This window comes from Spiroplasma alleghenense (assembly GCF_003363775.1).
Taxonomy (GTDB): domain Bacteria; phylum Bacillota_I; class Bacilli_A; order Mycoplasmatales; family Mycoplasmataceae; genus Spiroplasma_B; species Spiroplasma_B alleghenense.
Genome location: NZ_CP031376.1, coordinates 1 through 17,738 on the forward strand (window position 1 = coordinate 1; position 17,738 = coordinate 17,738).

Annotated in this window: 14 protein-coding genes and 1 other RNA gene; all 15 read left to right on the forward strand. The window is 30.3% G+C overall.

Annotated elements, in window-relative coordinates:
• The 15 genes from dnaA to SALLE_RS00075 all read left to right on the forward strand — a co-directional run bounded on the left by dnaA (position 1) and on the right by SALLE_RS00075 (position 17,736).
• The gene (gene dnaA / locus SALLE_RS00005; protein ID WP_115557608.1) at positions 1 to 1,332 is read left to right on the forward strand and encodes a chromosomal replication initiator protein DnaA; all 1,332 of its coding nucleotides are present in this window, start codon (positions 1 to 3) and stop codon (positions 1,330 to 1,332) included.
• Positions 1,333 to 1,466: 134 nt separating this feature from the next.
• Complete coding sequence (gene dnaN / locus SALLE_RS00010) at positions 1,467 to 2,588, forward strand: DNA polymerase III subunit beta (RefSeq protein WP_115557609.1); 1,122 nt, start codon at positions 1,467 to 1,469, stop codon at positions 2,586 to 2,588.
• Positions 2,589 to 2,750: 162 nt separating this feature from the next.
• The gene (gyrB, locus tag SALLE_RS00015; RefSeq protein WP_115557610.1) at positions 2,751 to 4,652 is read left to right on the forward strand and encodes a DNA topoisomerase (ATP-hydrolyzing) subunit B; all 1,902 of its coding nucleotides are present in this window, start codon (positions 2,751 to 2,753) and stop codon (positions 4,650 to 4,652) included.
• Positions 4,653 to 4,685: 33 nt separating this feature from the next.
• The gene (gene gyrA, locus SALLE_RS00020) at positions 4,686 to 7,121 is read left to right on the forward strand and encodes a DNA gyrase subunit A (RefSeq protein WP_115557611.1); all 2,436 of its coding nucleotides are present in this window, start codon (positions 4,686 to 4,688) and stop codon (positions 7,119 to 7,121) included.
• Positions 7,122 to 7,133: 12 nt separating this feature from the next.
• Complete coding sequence (gene serS, locus SALLE_RS00025) at positions 7,134 to 8,393, forward strand: serine--tRNA ligase (RefSeq protein ID WP_115557612.1); 1,260 nt, start codon at positions 7,134 to 7,136, stop codon at positions 8,391 to 8,393.
• Between the two features lie 161 nt (positions 8,394 to 8,554).
• An RNA gene (gene ffs, locus SALLE_RS00030) (signal recognition particle sRNA small type) lies at positions 8,555 to 8,651 on the forward strand.
• Between the two features lie 7 nt (positions 8,652 to 8,658).
• The gene (locus SALLE_RS00035; RefSeq protein WP_115557613.1) at positions 8,659 to 9,132 is read left to right on the forward strand and encodes a nucleoside deaminase; all 474 of its coding nucleotides are present in this window, start codon (positions 8,659 to 8,661) and stop codon (positions 9,130 to 9,132) included.
• Positions 9,119 to 10,948, forward strand: a complete 1,830-nt coding sequence (gene dnaX, locus SALLE_RS00040; RefSeq protein ID WP_115557614.1) for a DNA polymerase III subunit gamma/tau — start codon at positions 9,119 to 9,121, stop codon at positions 10,946 to 10,948. Before SALLE_RS00035 ends, dnaX begins: the two co-directional genes overlap by 14 nt.
• 10 nt (positions 10,949 to 10,958) lie before the next feature.
• The gene (gene recR, locus SALLE_RS00045) at positions 10,959 to 11,546 is read left to right on the forward strand and encodes a recombination mediator RecR (protein ID WP_162807908.1); all 588 of its coding nucleotides are present in this window, start codon (positions 10,959 to 10,961) and stop codon (positions 11,544 to 11,546) included.
• 3 nt (positions 11,547 to 11,549) lie between these two features.
• Positions 11,550 to 12,188 carry a dTMP kinase gene (tmk, locus tag SALLE_RS00050; protein WP_115557616.1) on the forward strand — a complete coding sequence of 213 codons (639 nt, stop codon included), beginning with the start codon at positions 11,550 to 11,552 and terminating at the stop codon, positions 12,186 to 12,188.
• The gene (locus SALLE_RS00055; RefSeq protein WP_115557617.1) at positions 12,188 to 12,931 is read left to right on the forward strand and encodes a DNA polymerase III subunit delta'; all 744 of its coding nucleotides are present in this window, start codon (positions 12,188 to 12,190) and stop codon (positions 12,929 to 12,931) included. Before tmk ends, SALLE_RS00055 begins: the two co-directional genes overlap by 1 nt.
• Positions 12,932 to 13,654, forward strand: a complete 723-nt coding sequence (locus tag SALLE_RS00060; RefSeq protein ID WP_115557618.1) for a tRNA1(Val) (adenine(37)-N6)-methyltransferase — start codon at positions 12,932 to 12,934, stop codon at positions 13,652 to 13,654.
• Positions 13,655 to 13,657: 3 nt separating this feature from the next.
• Positions 13,658 to 14,839: a tRNA lysidine(34) synthetase TilS gene (gene tilS / locus SALLE_RS00065; protein WP_115557619.1), complete on the forward strand. Its 1,182-nt coding sequence runs from the start codon at positions 13,658 to 13,660 to the stop codon at positions 14,837 to 14,839.
• A gap of 118 nt (positions 14,840 to 14,957) precedes the next feature.
• Positions 14,958 to 16,826: an ATP-dependent zinc metalloprotease FtsH gene (gene ftsH / locus SALLE_RS00070; protein ID WP_425451052.1), complete on the forward strand. Its 1,869-nt coding sequence runs from the start codon at positions 14,958 to 14,960 to the stop codon at positions 16,824 to 16,826.
• Positions 16,827 to 16,878: 52 nt separating this feature from the next.
• Positions 16,879 to 17,736: an Hsp33 family molecular chaperone HslO gene (locus SALLE_RS00075; RefSeq protein ID WP_115557620.1), complete on the forward strand. Its 858-nt coding sequence runs from the start codon at positions 16,879 to 16,881 to the stop codon at positions 17,734 to 17,736.
• The last annotated feature ends 2 nt before the right edge of the window (positions 17,737 to 17,738 follow it).

Consider the following 17,738-nt stretch of genomic DNA (forward strand, 5'->3'; position numbering starts at 1 on the left):
ATGCGCGAAGAAGAACTATGACGAAAATTAAAGGAATGGTTAATATCAAGCGACTTAATCGATCACACATCTTATCAAGAATATGTAAAAACAGCAAGATTTTATATTAAAGAAGATAATGATTATTGAATAGTATTAACCTCTGGAATGGGTAAAATCGTTATTGAAAACATTAGCGAAAATTTACTAGCTAAAATTAGAGAATTAACTAAAGAAATGGCTACATTGAGATTGCTTACTCCAGACGAATTCAATATTGAAGAAGAGGTTAGAAAAATTCAGGACCAGTCTGCTGATAGTGAAAATTATGAATATTCATTTGATAACTTTGTTAAAGGAGACTCAAACATCCAAGCTTTCATGGCCTCTAAAGCAGTTGCCAGTGATTTAGGAAGAAAATGAAACCCACTTTTCATTTACGGGGATTCTGGTCTTGGTAAAACTCATTTGATTAAAGGGATTGAATACTTTGTAAAAACTGAGAAAAATTCAAAGGATTATAAAGTGAAATATACAACCAGTGAGGAGTTTGGTAAATTAGTCGTTGATATTATTTCTCAAGGACATAATTCAATTGAACAATTTGAAAAAAATTATGAAGAATATGACGTCTTATTAATTGATGACATTCAGTTCTTGGCGAACCGTGGTAAAACTAACGAGATATTTTTCAGGATTTTTAACAGCTTTATTAATAATAAAAAACAAATCGTGTTTACTTCCGATAAGTATCCAGAGGAATTAAATGGGTTTGACCAGAGAATGATTACCAGATTTACTTCAGGATTAAGCGTTGGTATTACTACACCAGACTTTGAAACCGCAATTGGTATTATTAACAAGGAATTGGATTTACAACATATTTCAATTACTGATGAAGCTAAAGGATACATTGCAACTTACTTTAGTTCAGATGTAAGAAAAATTAAAGGAACTATTAATAAGATTTTATTTTGAACAATTCAAAATAATTCTGGAGAATTAATTACTTTAGATCACGTAACCAACATTTTCAAAGATATTCCTGTAATATCAATCGGTAAAATGAATACCAGAAAAATTAAAGAAGTGGTTGCTGAAAAATTCGGGGTTACAGTAAAAATGATTGATGGTAAATCTAGAATAGCTAACTTAGTTAACGCAAGACACTTGGCAATGTATTTGACAAAGATACTTTTAAACCACAACTTAAGCGTTATTGGAAGTGAGTTTGGAGGAAAAGACCACACAACTGTAATAAACGCGGTACAAAATGTAGAATCTAAGATAGCAAAAGATAAAGATTACAAAAGAATGGTTGAGCAAATTAAGAAAAGTTTAACTCTGAAATAGGGTGTTGATAACTATAAATGCTTGTGTATTAACAAATAGATATAGTGCTTGGGGCGTTGTTTTAAACGATGTTTTCCACATATCCGCAGCATAATAATAACAATAAATAATATTTTAAATAGGGGGTAAAAAATATGAATTTTAAAATTAAGAAAAATGTTTTATTGGACGAATTGGTTAAAGTTGCTAAGATAATCGATTATAAAACTTTGAATCCTGTTCTTTTAGGAACTTTAATTGAAGTTGGAGTAGATGATGTTAGTTTGATTACAAGTGATGGTTCTATTTCAATTAAATCGGTTATTAGTAAAAAGGATTCTGGCTTAGATATTACTGAAGCTGGTTCAATCTTAATTAAAGGAAGATACTTAATTGAAATTTTAAGAAGATCTGATGATAAGTTTGTTGAAATTATTTTAGTTGAAAACAATATCATTAAAGTAAGTGGTGAGAAAGCTGAATTTCAACTAAATATTTTAAATCGTGATGATTATCCATTATTAGGATTTAGAGAAAAAGGTAATGAATTCGAAATCAAGGGAAGTGTCTTGAAAAAAGCCATGATGCAAACAATGATTTCAATTGATGAATTCAACAAGAAAATTTCTTTAACAGGACTAAACTTTAATTTTAAAAAGAATGAACTTTTTATATCAGGAACTGATTCCTACAGACTTTCTCAGAAAAAAATAATTTTTGAAAAAGAAGTAAGTAATTTAGATATTAATATTCCAATTAAAACTGTTAGTGAATTTATAAAAATAGTTACTGATAAGGATATAGTTCGATTTATTCAATCTGAGGGTTATGTGACTTTTATTTTTGGAAATACAATTTTTCAGTCAACAATTTTGGAAGGACAATTCCCAGATATTAACGCTGCCTTTCCAAGAGACTTTAATTCAATTGTTACTTTAGGTAATAGAGAATTTAGTAAAGTTATCAGTCGTGCAGATATTCCTAATGAAGAAAATACTTCAGCTGTTGTTAACTTTAAATTAGTGGGAGACACAATTTGAGTTAAATCAAATATTCACCAGATTGGTAATTTTGAAGAAAAATTTCAAGAATTTGATTTAAAAGGACTTGATGAGCAAAACATAAGTTTCAACTCAAAATTTTTCATGGACGCGGTAAAAACTTTTGATACAAAAGTATTAGAATTGAAAATTATTGATAATAAAAAGCCGATCGTAATTACTTCACCAGAGGAACCTGAACTAGTACAATTAGTTTTACCAATGTTCATAAATTAAATAATTAAAAAAATAATCGTTTTATGTGCTTTTAATAGGCTTTTTAGAGATTTTTTTGGTTAAATCGGGGAGATATATTATTTATTGGACAAATGACTATCACAGAGGTTATTTTAGGGATAAAAATGCTATAATAATAGATGTAGAAAAGAGGTTTCAATTGTGGAACAAAAATATAGTTCATCCTCAATTCAAGTTTTAAAAGGACTTGAAGCGGTTCGAAAAAGACCAGGAATGTATATTGGAACAACAAATGAAGTTGGATTACATCACTTAATTTGAGAGATTATTGATAACTCAATCGATGAAACACTCGCAGGATTTGCAAATACAATTACAGTAGTAATTACTAATAATAATGAAATTATTGTTAAAGATAACGGACGTGGAATTCCAATTGATATTCACCCAGAGACAAAAAAAAGTGCTCTTGAAACAGTTTTCACTGTTTTACATGCTGGGGGAAAATTTAGTTCAGATACTTATAAAATTTCAGGAGGACTTCACGGGGTTGGAGCATCTGTTGTTAATGCCTTGAGTTTATATGTTGAGGTTATGGTTCTAAGGGATAATAAAATTCACCGTCAAGTTTTTAGTGACGGGGGAACTAAAATTTCAGCTTTAGAAATTATTGGGAATACTGATGTTCAAGGAACTTTAGTAAAATTTAAACCAGATCCAGAAATTTTTAAAGAAACAATTAATTTTGATTTTAAAACTATTCAAAACAAGTTAAAACAAATGGCTTTCTTGAATCGTGGAGTAACAATTAATTTATATGACCAACGATCAGACAAAGAGATTTCTTATAATTTTGAAAACGGAATTGAAGATTATGTAACAGAAATCAATAGTGGTAAAAACAAAATTAATGAAAACGTTTTTTCAGTTAATGAAAGTTTTAATGATATTGCGATTGAATTTGCAATGCAATATAACGATTCTTATACAGAAAATCTATTTTCATTTTGTAATAATATTTTTACTAGCGAAGGGGGAACTCATGAAGAAGGGTTACGTCAAGCACTAGTTAAAGTTATTAATAACTATTTGAATGAAAGTACTAAAAATGTTAAGAAAACTAAATTTACTTGAGATGACATCAAAGAAGGAATCGTTTGTGTTTTATCAATCAAACATATGGATCCTCAATTTGAAGGTCAAACAAAAGCTAAGCTTTCAAACTTAGATGCTAAAGAAGCTGTTAACCAAGTAATTACTGAAAAACTAAAGGACTACTTATTGAAGAATCCTGAAGATAGTAAAAAAATCATCGAAAAAAATATGCTATCCCAAAAAGCGAGAATTGCTGCGATGCGTGCTCGTGAAGATACAAGAAGAAAATCAGCATTAGATAATTTCTCATTACCAGGTAAATTAGCAGATTGTGAATCTAAGGATGCAGATTTATGTGAACTTTACTTAGTCGAAGGGGATTCTGCGGGTGGTAGTGCCAAAACTGGACGAAACCGTAAATACCAAGCAATTTTACCTTTACGTGGGAAAGTTTTAAACGTTGAAAAAGTAAAAGAAGGAAGAGCTTTTGAAAATACTGAAATTCAATCAATTGTTACTGCAATTGGAACCGGAATTAAAGATAATCTTGATTTAGAAAAAATTAGATATAAAAAAATAATAATAATGACAGATGCCGATGTTGATGGGGCTCACATTAGAACTTTACTTTTAACATTTTTTTATCGTTATATGAATAAAATTGTTAAAAATGGAAATATCTATGTTGCACAGCCACCACTTTACAAAATTGAAGCTGGTAAAAAAAATGCTTATGCATACAACGATCAAGAATTAGAAGTTTTAAAAGCTGAACAATTTAAAGATTTAAAATATACAATTCAACGTTACAAAGGACTTGGAGAAATGGACCCAATCCAACTTTGAGAAACAACAATGGATCCAGAGCGAAGAACTATTTTACAAATTAAAGCAACAGATTCTTTCTTGGATAATGAAGTGTTTTCAAGCCTAATGGGTGAAAATATTGAAAGTCGTCGAAAATTTATTACAGATAATGCACAATTTGTAGAAAATATAGATTTTTAATTATTAAGTAAAAAAAAGATAAGAGGTTAGAATATGAGTGGAAAAAACCTTGACGGTAAAGTTATAGGGATGGACATAAAAACGGAGATGCAAAAAGACTTTCTTGAGTACGCTATGAGCGTAATCGTAAGTCGAGCACTTCCTGATTTAAAAGATGGTCTAAAACCAGTTCACAGAAGAATTATTTATGCAATGAACGACTTGGGAATTACTCATGATAAACCGCATAAAAAATCAGCTAGAATTGTTGGGGAAGTTATTGGTAAGTATCACCCTCATGGTGATAGTTCGGTTTATGAAGCAATGGTTAGAATGGCCCAAGATTTTTCCTATCGTTATCCCTTAGTGGACGGTCATGGTAACTTTGGTTCAATCGATGGAGATGGAGCCGCAGCGATGCGTTATACTGAAGCTCGTCTGTCAAAAGTTTCAAGTTTAGTAATTAAAGATATTGATATGGATACAATTCCATTTGTTGATAACTATGATGCTAGTGAAGTTGAACCTGGATATTTACCTGGATATTTACCAAACCTATTGGCAAATGGGGCAACTGGGATTGCGGTTGGGATGGCAACAAATATCCCTCCACATAATTTAAGAGAATTAATTTCAGCTGTAATTGCTTATATTAACAACAACGACATCACAATTGATGGAATGTTAGAACATATTAAGGGACCTGATTTTCCAACAGGAGCTTTAATGACGAATGGTAAATCAATGGTTGATGGATACAAAACTGGAAGAGGAAGTTTAACTGTTCGTTCTAAAATTGAGATCGACGAAGATGCTAAAAATAAACGTTTAATAATTACAGAAATTCCATACCAAACCAACAAGGCTAGAATAATCGAAAGAATTGCTGAATTGGCTAAAAATAAAATTATTCAAGGGATATCGGATTTAAGAGACGAATCAAACTACGAAGGAATTCGTGTTGTGATTGAACTAAAACGAGATGCAAATGCCGAAATGGTTATTAATAAACTTTATAAAATGACTAATTTGCAAATTAATTTCTCAATTAACATGGTAGCTTTAAATAACGGAGTTCCATTGTTAATGGACTTGAAAAAAATTATTAGTAATTATGTGAAATACCAAATCCAAATTATTTTAAGAAGAACAATTTTTGAAAAAAATAAGTTGCAAAAAAAATTGCATATTTTAACTGCTTTAGGAATTGCTCTTGATAATATTGATAAAATTATTGAAATTATCAGAAATTCAAAAACAAATGAAATTGCAAAAGAAAAAATGACAGATGCTTTTGGATTTGATGAGGAACAAAATAAAGCGATTTTAGAAATGCGTCTGCAAAGATTAGTTGGTCTAGAACGTGACAAAATTAATAACGAAATAATTGAAATTAAAAATCGTATTACTGTACTTGAAAAAATTATTGCAAGTAAAGAAGAACAAGATTTAGTGTTAATTAATCAACTAACAGAAATCGCTCAAAAATATGGTGATGATAGAAGAACTGAAATCATTGATGAAATTTCAACAGAAATTGATAATGAAGAATTAATTATAGATTCGCAAATGATTATTACCCTTTCTCAAGAAGGCTACATTCGCCGAATTGAACCAAACGATTTCAAAATTCAAAAACGTGGTGGAAGAGGAATTATTGTAAACGATCGTGAAACTGATCCAATTACTGTTGCTACTATGGGTAAAACCAAAGATAATTTGATGTTCTTCACTGACACCGGAAAAGTTTATAAAATTAAAGCTTATAATGTGGCACAATTTTCAAGAACAGCCCGAGGTTTACCAATTATAAATTATATAAATATAACTAAGGATGAAAAAGTTACCTCAATTCTAGCATTCAGAGATAAAAAACGTAAACACGAATTTTTAACCTTTGTAACTAAAAATGGAATTGTCAAGAAAACCCCAATTGATGAATTTGATTCAATTAACCAATCAGGTAAAATTGCGATTAAGTTAAAAGATGGAGATGAGTTAATTTCAGTAATTCCATCAAATGGTAAAAATGATTTAATCATCGGAACTAGCAGAGGTAAGGTAACTAGAATTAGTGAAGAAAATGTTAACACGCTTTCAAGAAATTCATTTGGGGTAAAAGGTATTAGCTTAGACAAACAAGACTTTGTAATTGGATCATGTTCAAACTTTGGAAGTGATTTAATTTCAACAATTTCTGAAAAAGGTAGTGCCAAAAAAACTAAGGTTGAAGAATACAAAATTTTAGGCCGAAATTCAAAAGGTGTTAAAGCTATGAATCTTGGTGAAAAAACCGGAGGATTGCGATCAATAATTTCGATTCGTGAAAGCGATACAATCGTCATGATTTCTTCAAAAGGAAACTTAATTAAAATACCAGTTACTGAATTACCACTGCTATCAAGAAATACTCAAGGAGTAAAGGGTTTCAGATTAAATGATGATGAAATCATAACCGCTGTAACTTTAGAGTGAACTAAAAACAATTAGGGAGAAAAAATAATGTTAGACATAAATAAAATTGAAACCGAATTAAAATATTACACAACCCAACTTAACAAAAGAAGCGGCGACTTTACCAAAGTTTTACAAGAAGCTGTCAAAAAGAATTCTTCGAGAAAAGAGCACTTAAGACAAGTTGAAGAACTAAAAGCTGAAAAAAACCAAATTTCTAAACTCATCCCATCATTAATGAAGGATAAAAAAACCAAAGAGGTTGAGGACTGTAAAACTAAAGTTACAAAAATTAATCTAGATATTGATAAGCTTGATAAAAAAGTTCAAGAATTAGAAACCGAACTAAATAACGCAATGTTACAAATACCAAATATTCCTCACGAAAAAATTGTTGAGGGAGCAGATGAAGATAGCAACTTAGAAATTAAAAAAAACAATTTGATGCCAATTAAAAAACATGATATGGCGCATTGAGATATTGCAACCAAATGAAATATCGCTGATTTTGACTTAGGTGCTAAAATATCTGGTTCAAGATTTGTTGTTTATAAAAGTCTGGGGGCTCAATTAATTAGAGCTATAATCGATGTTCTTTTAAAACACCATTCAAAAAATGGTTATCAAGAATTCTACCTACCACTAATTGTTAACGAAATAAACATGGTCGGAACAGGTCAATTGCCAAAGTTTGCTGAAGACGCTTACAAAGTTGGGGATCAATATTTAATCCCAACAGCAGAAGTTCCTTTAACAAATATTCACCGCGATGAAATTTTGAATGCAGATCAACTACCTTTAAAATACACTGCTTACACTCAATGTTTCAGACAAGAAGCTGGAAGTGCAGGAAGAGATACAAAGGGTATTATTAGACTACACCAATTTAACAAGGTAGAGTTAGTGAAAATTGTTCATCCAAGTGAATCTATGAACGAGCTAGAAAAGTTGCTCAAAGATGCCGAAGACATTTTAAACTTATTCAAATTACCATACCGAGTTGTGGAATTGTGTAGTGGAGACATTGGATTTAGCGCGACTAAAACATATGATTTAGAAGTATGATTCCCAAGCCAAAACAAATATCGCGAAATATCTTCTTGTTCAAATTGTGGTGACTTCCAAGCCAGAAGAATGAAAACTAGGTTTAAATCTGAAAAAGGAAATGAGTTTGTTCACACCCTAAATGGTTCGGGATTAGCGATTGATAGATTAATTGCTGCTATTCTTGAGAACTACTGAGAAGATGATAAATTATTAATACCCGAAGTTTTAAAACCTTACTTTGATAATAAAGAATATTTTTAAAAAACTAGCTTTGCTAGTTTTTTTACGTTTCACGTGAAACATATTTAACTGAAAAACAGGATTAAAAATTAATTATAATAAAGCCTTTGGTTTCACGTGAAACAAAAAAAACAAAATATAAATCTACATAAAGGTGTAAAAAGCCAATAAATATGGTATTATAAAGTTGCCATCGTAAGGGTAACGTTTGAACCTGGTCAGGACCGGAAGGTAGCAGCCATAAGAATCTGTGCCTTGTACTTTGGCTTTTTTATTGGAGACAAAAATGAATAATGAATTATTTGAAATTTTAAAGAAATTAACAAATCAATCACTTAAGTCTGATGATATACCCGTAGCCGCAATTATAGTTGATAAAGACAACAATATAATTGGTACTGGTAATAACACTAGAATTAAAAACAATTCTTTAGTTGAGCACGCAGAAATCAACGCGGTTTTGTCTGCAATAAAAAAAGTAAATAGTTTTCACCTAGAAGACTATAAGTTAATTACAACTCTAGAACCATGCTTAATGTGTATCGGAGCAATCGAACAAGCATATATAAGTGAGGTTCAATATATTGTCGAAAGTCATAAGTTTGGTTCAATCACAAGCCGGGGAGTTAGTAGATCTAAAACCAAATTAAAAACTACTAAAATAAATGATAAAGAATCTGATAATTATTTTAAAAATCAACTTCAAGAATTCTTTAAGCAACTAAGAAAAAGGGGAGCAAAAGCCGATGTCTGAAATTAAAAAATCACTTTACAGAATTTATAGACCAACTAATTTTTCAGAAGTTGCTTGTCATGAAAACTTAAAAACAATTCTGACTAATGAAATTAAAAACAACTCATTTCCTCATGCTTTAATGTTTTCAGGACAAAGGGGAACAGGGAAAACTTCGGTTGCTAAAATTTTTGCTAAGACAATAAACTGTAAAAATAAAGTTGGTTTTGAACCATGTAACAATTGTGAAAGTTGTTCATTAGCAAATAACAATTCTCATCCTGATATTTTTGAAATCGATGCTGCTTCTAATAATGGAGTTGATGAAATCAGAAATATTAAAAACAATGTTTCTACTTTACCAACAATTGCTGAATTCAAAGTTTATATAATTGATGAATTTCATATGCTTACAAATTCGGCTTTCAACGCACTGCTTAAAACTTTAGAAGAACCACCAAAACATATTATCTTTATTTTAGCTACAACTGAATTGAATAAAATACCAGCAACAATAATTTCAAGATGTCAGGGATTTAACTTTCAAAAGATTTCAAAATCAGCAATGAAAAATAAACTTAATGAAATAAGCACAAAGGAAAATATTAAAATTGACAGCGATGCTTTGGATGAAATATTTTATCTTTCAGATGGATCACTTAGAGACGCATTAAATGTTTTAGAACAGCTAATGGTATTTGAAAAAGACGAAATAAAACTGGCTGATTTAAAATTGGTTTTCAATGTTGCTAGTAAAAAAGAAAAGATAGATTTACTGCTAGACATATTTAAAGGTCAGGTTGAAAAAATTATTAAGTACTTTGAAGTTGCAACAAATAGTGGAGTTGACTTTAATTCGCTAGCATTATCGCTTTTAGAAATCTTGAAAGAAATCATTGAATATAAGTTGACAAACAATCTTGAGTTTAAAAATGTTTTAGAAGATGAAGAACTAGAGCACTTCAAAATCGAATCCTTGGAAAACTTATTTTTAGTTTCTGATATTCTAAGCGAAGTTTATGCTAAGACAAAAACCACAACAATTAATCAAGATTTTATGCTGGTTAATATCTTAAAAGTAATTTATAAATTAGGTAAAGATAATATAAAAAATATAAATAAAAAAGATGTTGAAAATAAGACAGAAGAGAACAAAGCTATTGAAATCGAAACAAACCAAACTGCTCATGAGGAAATTGAAGTTGATTTGGTCAAACCAGAAAACGAACCTCAACCTAAGGTTGAGGTTATCGATGGTTTAAATGAGGTCGGTCTACAAAAAATAATTCTTGAGCAAATTGTTGAATACGTACCAAGCTCAGTTAAAAAAATTGTGGTAAGTGATAAGAAAATCTTTAATGTAATTTTGGGAGCCAACAAAGAGCAAAGAAATTTTGTTAATGAAAAAATCGATGAAATTTTTGTTAGATCAAATGATGGATATTTTGCGAACGAAGAAATTGTTAAAAAGTTCAGTTTATTTTGAAATGGCAAAATTGTTGCTGCTTGTGAAAATGGATTTATTTTGGTTTGTGATCACGATGAAGTTGCAGAAATTTTAAACTTTAAATTACAAGAAGATTCTTTCCAAAATGACATTTTCTCAATACTACAAAGTCCTCAAGCAATAATTGCTATCTCAAAAGAGAGTTGGAAAAATATTAAAGAAGATTTTATAAAAATGAAAAATGATAACGAATTATGAGATCATGAACAAATTAATGTTGCTGAATTTTATCAGAGTATAATTAAAAAAATAAATAAAGTGGAAGAAAAAGAATTAACTTCTCTTGAAGAAATGAAAAATATTTTTGGAGAAGATAATATTGAGGTAATAGATTAGGAGCGTTATTGTGGAAAATAAAATTGATGAGTTAATCGCGCAACTAAATAAGACTAAGGGATTTAGTAGAAAAAATGCCGAAAGATTTATTTTTGATTTAATTGGCAATAAAGCCAAAATCAAGGATTTTAAAGATATAATAAATTACATAGATAATAATTTTGCTGAGTGTGAAATTTGCTTCTACCTATCTGAAAATAATGTCTGCCCGATTTGCTCGGATAATTCTAGAAATAAAAACAAAATTTTAGTTGTTTCTTCCATACCGGATGCTCACACAATTGAGAGGTCAAACTTATATAATGGTCTATACCATGTTTTAAAAGGTGAAATAAATATTAACAAAAACCAAACACCTGATAAGCTAACGCTTGAAAATTTATTACAAAGAATTGATAAAGAAAAAGAAGTGATTCTTGCTTTGAATAGCACTTTTGAAGGAGAGGTTACAGCGAACTTTGTAGCTCAACTTGTAAAAAACCAAACCGATAAAGTTTCAAGAATTGCTAAGGGAATGCCTGTGGGTGGAATGCTTGACTACATTGATAACTTAACTTTAAAGAGCGCAATTAATAATAGAGAAAAATACGAGGACTAAAAAATGATTTTTATTACACTTGAGGGAATAGATGGTTCGGGTAAAACCACCATCGCAAAAATTGTTAAAGAAAAAATTTTAGAAAAAGGTTTTGATGTTATTTTAACCAGAGAACCTGGAGGAGAAGAAATTTCAGAGGCCATCAGAAATTTAATTTTAGATAAAAATAATACAGAAATGACGCACTGAACAGAGGCCTTGCTTTACATAGCTTCAAGAAAGCAGCACATTGATAAAAAAATAATCCCTGCTTTAAAAAGCGGAAAAATAGTTATTTGCGATCGCTTCATGGACTCTACAACCGTTTATCAAGGTTATGCAAGGGGAATTGGGATGGCAGAGATTGATCAAGTTCAAAATGTTGTTATTGGAAGTGCAAAACCTGATTTAACAATCTTTTTTGACATAACACCAAAAGAAGCGCAAATTAGATTAACATCAAGAACTCGCTCACCTGATCGTTTAGATTTAGAAGACTCAAACTTTCACCAAACCGTTTATGAAGGTTATCAACTACTAATAAGTGATAATACCGAAAGAATAAAAGTTGTTGATGCTCGCAAATCTGTTAATGAAGTGGTTCAACAAGTTGAGTTCTTAATTAATGAAGTTATTGTAGAAAGACTTAATTCTAAAAAATAATGCTTGCAAAAAATTTTTTAAGTGATTTAATAAAAAAAGTTAATCTTCAAGAAATTCATCATGCCTTCTTAGTTCATTCTCAAGATCAAGAACTTCTAGATAAAACTGTAGAGGAAATGGTACGATTAATTTATTGTCCGCAAAACTCTTTACCAAGTGATGAATGCAGCACATGTAAGAGGGTTGTTAACAAAACGATCGTTGATATTCTTGAGATTGGCGACTCGATTGGTACAATTTCAAAAGACGAAATAAAAAATCTTATTAAAAAAATATCTTTAACTTCTCTAGAAAATCGCGGCATTAAGATTTATATTTTAACAAATGCTGAAAATATGACTAATGAGGCTGCCAACTCTTTGCTAAAAATACTTGAAGAACCACCAAAAAATACTTTTGCAATTTTAAAGACCAAGAAGGAAGCGAATGTGATTTCAACAATTAAATCTCGATGTCAAAGGGTGACGCTTGAGTCGCAAATATTAAAATTAGAAGAAAATAAATTAATAGATCTTGTTAAATCAAAGGATCTTGTTGAAATAATGTTGTACGGAAACTCGCTTGCAAAACTTAAAAAAAATGAATTAATTGAAATTGTGAGAGATTTTTATCATAATTTCGCAATAAGGGAAAAAGCAGAATTAGGAATTTTCGCTTTGGATTTAATTCAGGATTTAGAGGGCAGAAAACCGGCAAATATTTGTATTGAAAACTTCTTAATAAAAATAACTGAGGCCATATAGATGAAAATTTTAAATACAATACTTGGTTACAAAGATTTAGAAATCTATCAAGATACTGAAATGTTTAGATTTTCTCTTGATTCAATTCTGCTTGCCAGATTTGTTAAGTTTAGTTCAAAGATAAGAACAGTAGTTGATTTTGGAACAAACAACGCTGTTATTCCATTGATAATATCAAGATACACAAAAGCTAAAATAATTGGTGTGGAAATTCAAAAAGAGGCCTGCCAATTGGCTGATGAAAATATAATTCTTAATAAACTAGAAAATCAAATAGAAATTGAAAATATTAATATTAAAGATTTTTCTAAATTACATAATCATAATTTCGATTTAGTTCTTTGTAATCCTCCATTCTTCAAAGTGGAAGAAAAATCTAATTTAACCAAAAAGAGCGAACTTTTGACACCAGCCCGTCATGAGATTGAAATCAATTTAGAGGAAATAGTTGCCTCAGGATCAAGGGTTCTCAAGCAAGGGGGAAGATTTGCAATAGTTCATAGGGCTGAACGTTTCTCTGAAATCTTAGACTATTTTAAAAAATACGAATTAAGTCCAAAAAACATTCAATTCATTTATTCTAAGGCTGGCAAAAAAGCTAAAACTGTTCTTATAGACGGAATTTACAAAGGTAATAATGGGATAGAAATTAAGCCTCCATTAATCACTCATAATGAAAACGGCGATTATTCAAAAGATGTTTTAAAATTATTTGAGGACTAAAAAATGCAAAAAATTGACTGAGAAAAAAAGTACTTAGTAGCTGTTTCTGGAGGTCCAGACAGCATTTTTCTTTTGTCCTCGCTAATTTCCGACAAAAACTTTAAGCATGACAATTTTATTGTTTGTCATGTTAACTATAATTATCGCGAAGATTCTCGTATTGACCAAAAAATTGTTGAAGAAATCTGTGAGTCAAATAAAATCAAACTGGAAATTAGAATTTTGAATGAAGACTATTCTAATCTTGGTGATAATTTTGAAAATTTTGCTCGGGTTAAAAGATATGATTTTTTCTTAGAAATTAGTAAAAAATATAAAAATTTTAACACCGTTTTAATAGCTCACAATTTTAACGATTTAATCGAAACCTTTTTAATTCAAAAACAAAGAAAAAATATTGTTGATTTTTGGGGATTAAAAGAAACAACTTTTTATAAAGAACTTATTGTTTTTAGACCAATATTGGATCTTAAAAAATCTGAAATAATGAAGTTTCTAGAAGTTAATAAAATTGATTACGCAATTGATTCAACAAATTTTGATGAAAAATTTCTCAGAAATAAAATCAGAAAAGAAATAAATGAAAAAGACTTCGGACAAATTCTAAAACAAATAATAAGTGAAAATGAAGAATTGACCAAAAATAATGATATTGCACAAAACTATTTAAAAAATCATTCTAGTGATTTTCATATTTATATAAAAGATATTGGTAAGTTATCAGAAAAAACACAACAAATTGTAATTGCTAAATTCCTATTAAAATCAGAAATTGGTAGAAATTTAGCAAAATCAAAAAAAGCAATTTTTAAAGAAATAGTTAAAATCTGCCAAAGCAAAAAGCCTTATGTAATTATGAAAAAAAATGACGTAGTTGTTTTAAAAGACTTTGAAAAGGTAATAATTTCTGATTTAAAAACCTTAAGTCCGGCCACTTATTCAGTTAAAAACAATAAAGCAATTTTAGAAAAATGAGGACCTGAAGCTTCAGAAAGAATTAAAAACCTTGATTTGAACCCTGATTGCTATATAACAAACGACTATTGGCAAATTAAAAGTAAACTTTATTATAAGGGTAAAAAACTAACTAAATATTATTCTGAAAAAAAAGTTGGTTATTTTGAAAGAATGAAGAATCTTTATATTTTGGATAAATATAAGACAATTATTCTATACATTGTTTAATTTGCTTTTATTCAGTTAATTAAAATGTTATTATATTATTGATTTTTAGAAAATGGTGAATTTAGTGAAAAATAAGAAAAAGAGCTATTGATGATGACTAATTTTAGCGTTTGCAGTTATGATTCTGACTTTATGAATAATTTCAGCTGTTAATGGAGCGCCACAAGAGTTATCTGCAAACAGTTTGATGAATTACTTAAACAGTGGAGAGTACGTATTTTTTAACGTTAGTGTATCTTACGGCGAAAATGGAGTAGTTACAATATCTGGAACATTACAGAATATAGCGGACTCAAAGAGTATGCGTTTCTTTACAAACATGGGATCATCAACATACGATGATTTCTATAATAATCAGCCAGCATTTGCGCAACTTATAACACATGCGAAAGTTGTTGTCCCAAGCGGAGTTACTTTCTTGAGTGTATTTATTTCATTATTGCCAATCATAATTTTAGTTGTACTTTATGTTGTTATCTTTAGATCTATGTCAAAAGGTGCCGGCGGAGGAGCTGGTGGAGTATTTGGAATGGGTAAAAACCGTGCCAGAGAAACAAAGTCAGATATTAAATTCTCAGATATTGCTGGAATTTCAGAAGAAAAGCAAGAACTTGTAGAATTGGTTGACTACTTAAAAAATCCTAAGAAATACTCAGAGCAAGGCGCAAGAGCTCCTAAAGGGGTATTAATGGAAGGTCCTCCAGGAACTGGTAAAACTCTTCTTGCAAAAGCTGTGGCTGGAGAAGCTGGCGTTGCCTTCTTCTCAATCTCGGGTTCAGAATTTGAAGAAATGTTTGTTGGGGTTGGTGCCAGCCGTGTTAGAGAAATGTTTACTGAGGCAAAAAAAGCAGCACCATGTATAATATTTATTGATGAAATTGATGCAGTTGGAAGAAAAAGAAGTCAATCTGTTGGTATGAGTGGTTCAGAACAAACACTTAACCAACTATTGGTTGAAATGGATGGTTTTGGTACAAATTCGGGTGTTATTGTAATGGCTGCAACAAACCGTGTTGACGTTCTTGATGCTGCGCTTTTAAGACCGGGTCGTTTTGATAGAACTATCCAAATATCATTGCCAGACATTAGAGAGCGTGAAGCTATTTTAAAACTTCATGCAAGAAACAAAATTGTTTCACCTTCAATTGATTGAAAACGAATTGCTGAAAGAACTCCTGGTTTCTCTGGGGCTCAATTAGAAAACGTTTTAAATGAGGCAGCAATTCTTGTTGTTAGAGAAGGTAAAAAATTAATTGGTTTAGCAGAAATTGATGAAGCGATTGATAGAGTTGTTGGTGGTCCGGCAAAAAGATCGCGAGCAATGACACTATTGGATAAAGATATTGTTTCATATCATGAAGCAGGACATGCACTAATTGGGTTAAAACTTGAAAGTGCAAATAAAGTTCAAAAAGTGACAATAATTCCAAGGGGAAATGCTGGTGGTTACACAATCATGACTCCAAAAGATGAAAGTGTCTTTTCTTCAAAAGAAGACCTATTCGCATCAATTACAGGATATCTTGGAGGTCGTGCAGCTGAAGAATTTATTTTTGGTAAAAATAAAATTACAACAGGGGCACACGATGACTTAGATAAGGCCACAAATATAGCGCGAAGAATGGTTACACAATTTGGAATGTCTAGCTTGGGATTGACAAAGTTCTTAACAATGTCAGAGGAGGCATATGGACAAACAAAAGGTGTTTATTCAGACGAAACAGCATTAAAAATTGATTTAGAGGTACAAAAAATTCTTGAGGCATGTTATAAATCTTCACTTGAGATTATTAAAGGCCACAAGAAAACTCTAGAATTAATTGCTGAGTCACTAAGAATTCTTGAGACAATTACTGCTGAACAAATCGACTACATCAACGAAAAAAATAAACTACCAGTTGAAGTAGAAGAAGAAAAAGCTCGTCAAAAAGAAAATAAAAGAAAAGAAGAAAATGGGGAAATTTTAGAATTCACTCCAGACGAATAAAAAAGTCTGTCTTTACAGACTTTTTTATTAAAAAATTAGAAATGAGAAAAAAATGGATTTAGAAGTAAGGGCTCTCAGTGAGAAGCATAATTTAAAAATAAGCATTGTGGATTTAACAGAATCTATCCAAGAAATCATTACTTTGCAAAACACAAATACTCATGCAAGTATAGCTTTAGGTAAATTTTTGATTGCCAATTGTCTAATTGGGGCGGATTTAAAAAGTGGCCAAAAAATTATTTCAGATATAAACGGTACTGGATTAGCTGGAACTATGATTGCTGAATTTCAAGACAAAACGGTAAGGGGTTATATTCAAGTTCCGGACTTTAGTTTAGATGAAATTAAAGAAAATGAAGGAAGTCCGCTTTCTCAAACAGTTGGTAAAATTGGTTTTTTACAGGTTTCAAAAGATATTGGTTTGAAGGAACCTTATTCTTCAAAAGTTCAAATTGTTAACGGGGAAATTAATATTGATTTTATGTACTTGTTGAGTCAAAGCGATCAGGTTAACTCTCTAATTTCAAGTTTGGTTGATATTAACGAGTCTGGGCGAGTTATAAAGGCTGTTGGTATTATGATTCAACTATTACCCGGACACAGCGAAGAGGATATTGAATTTTTAGAAGGAAAACTAGGGTCTTTAGAACACCTTTTAGACACTTTGAAAAAAACAACAGTTTATGAATCATTGATTAAAGATATCGCAGAAGATTCTAAAATTTTAGAAGTTAATGAATTAAAATATAAATGTACTTGTAATAAAGAAAAAGTAATGTCATCAGTAAAGTTGATTGGTGAGGAAGAACTACAAAAAATTGTAGATAAAAAAGAAGAGGTTGAAGTAATTTGCGACTTCTGTAAATTAAAATATAATATTACGTCAGAAGAAATTAAAAAAATAATTTAAGT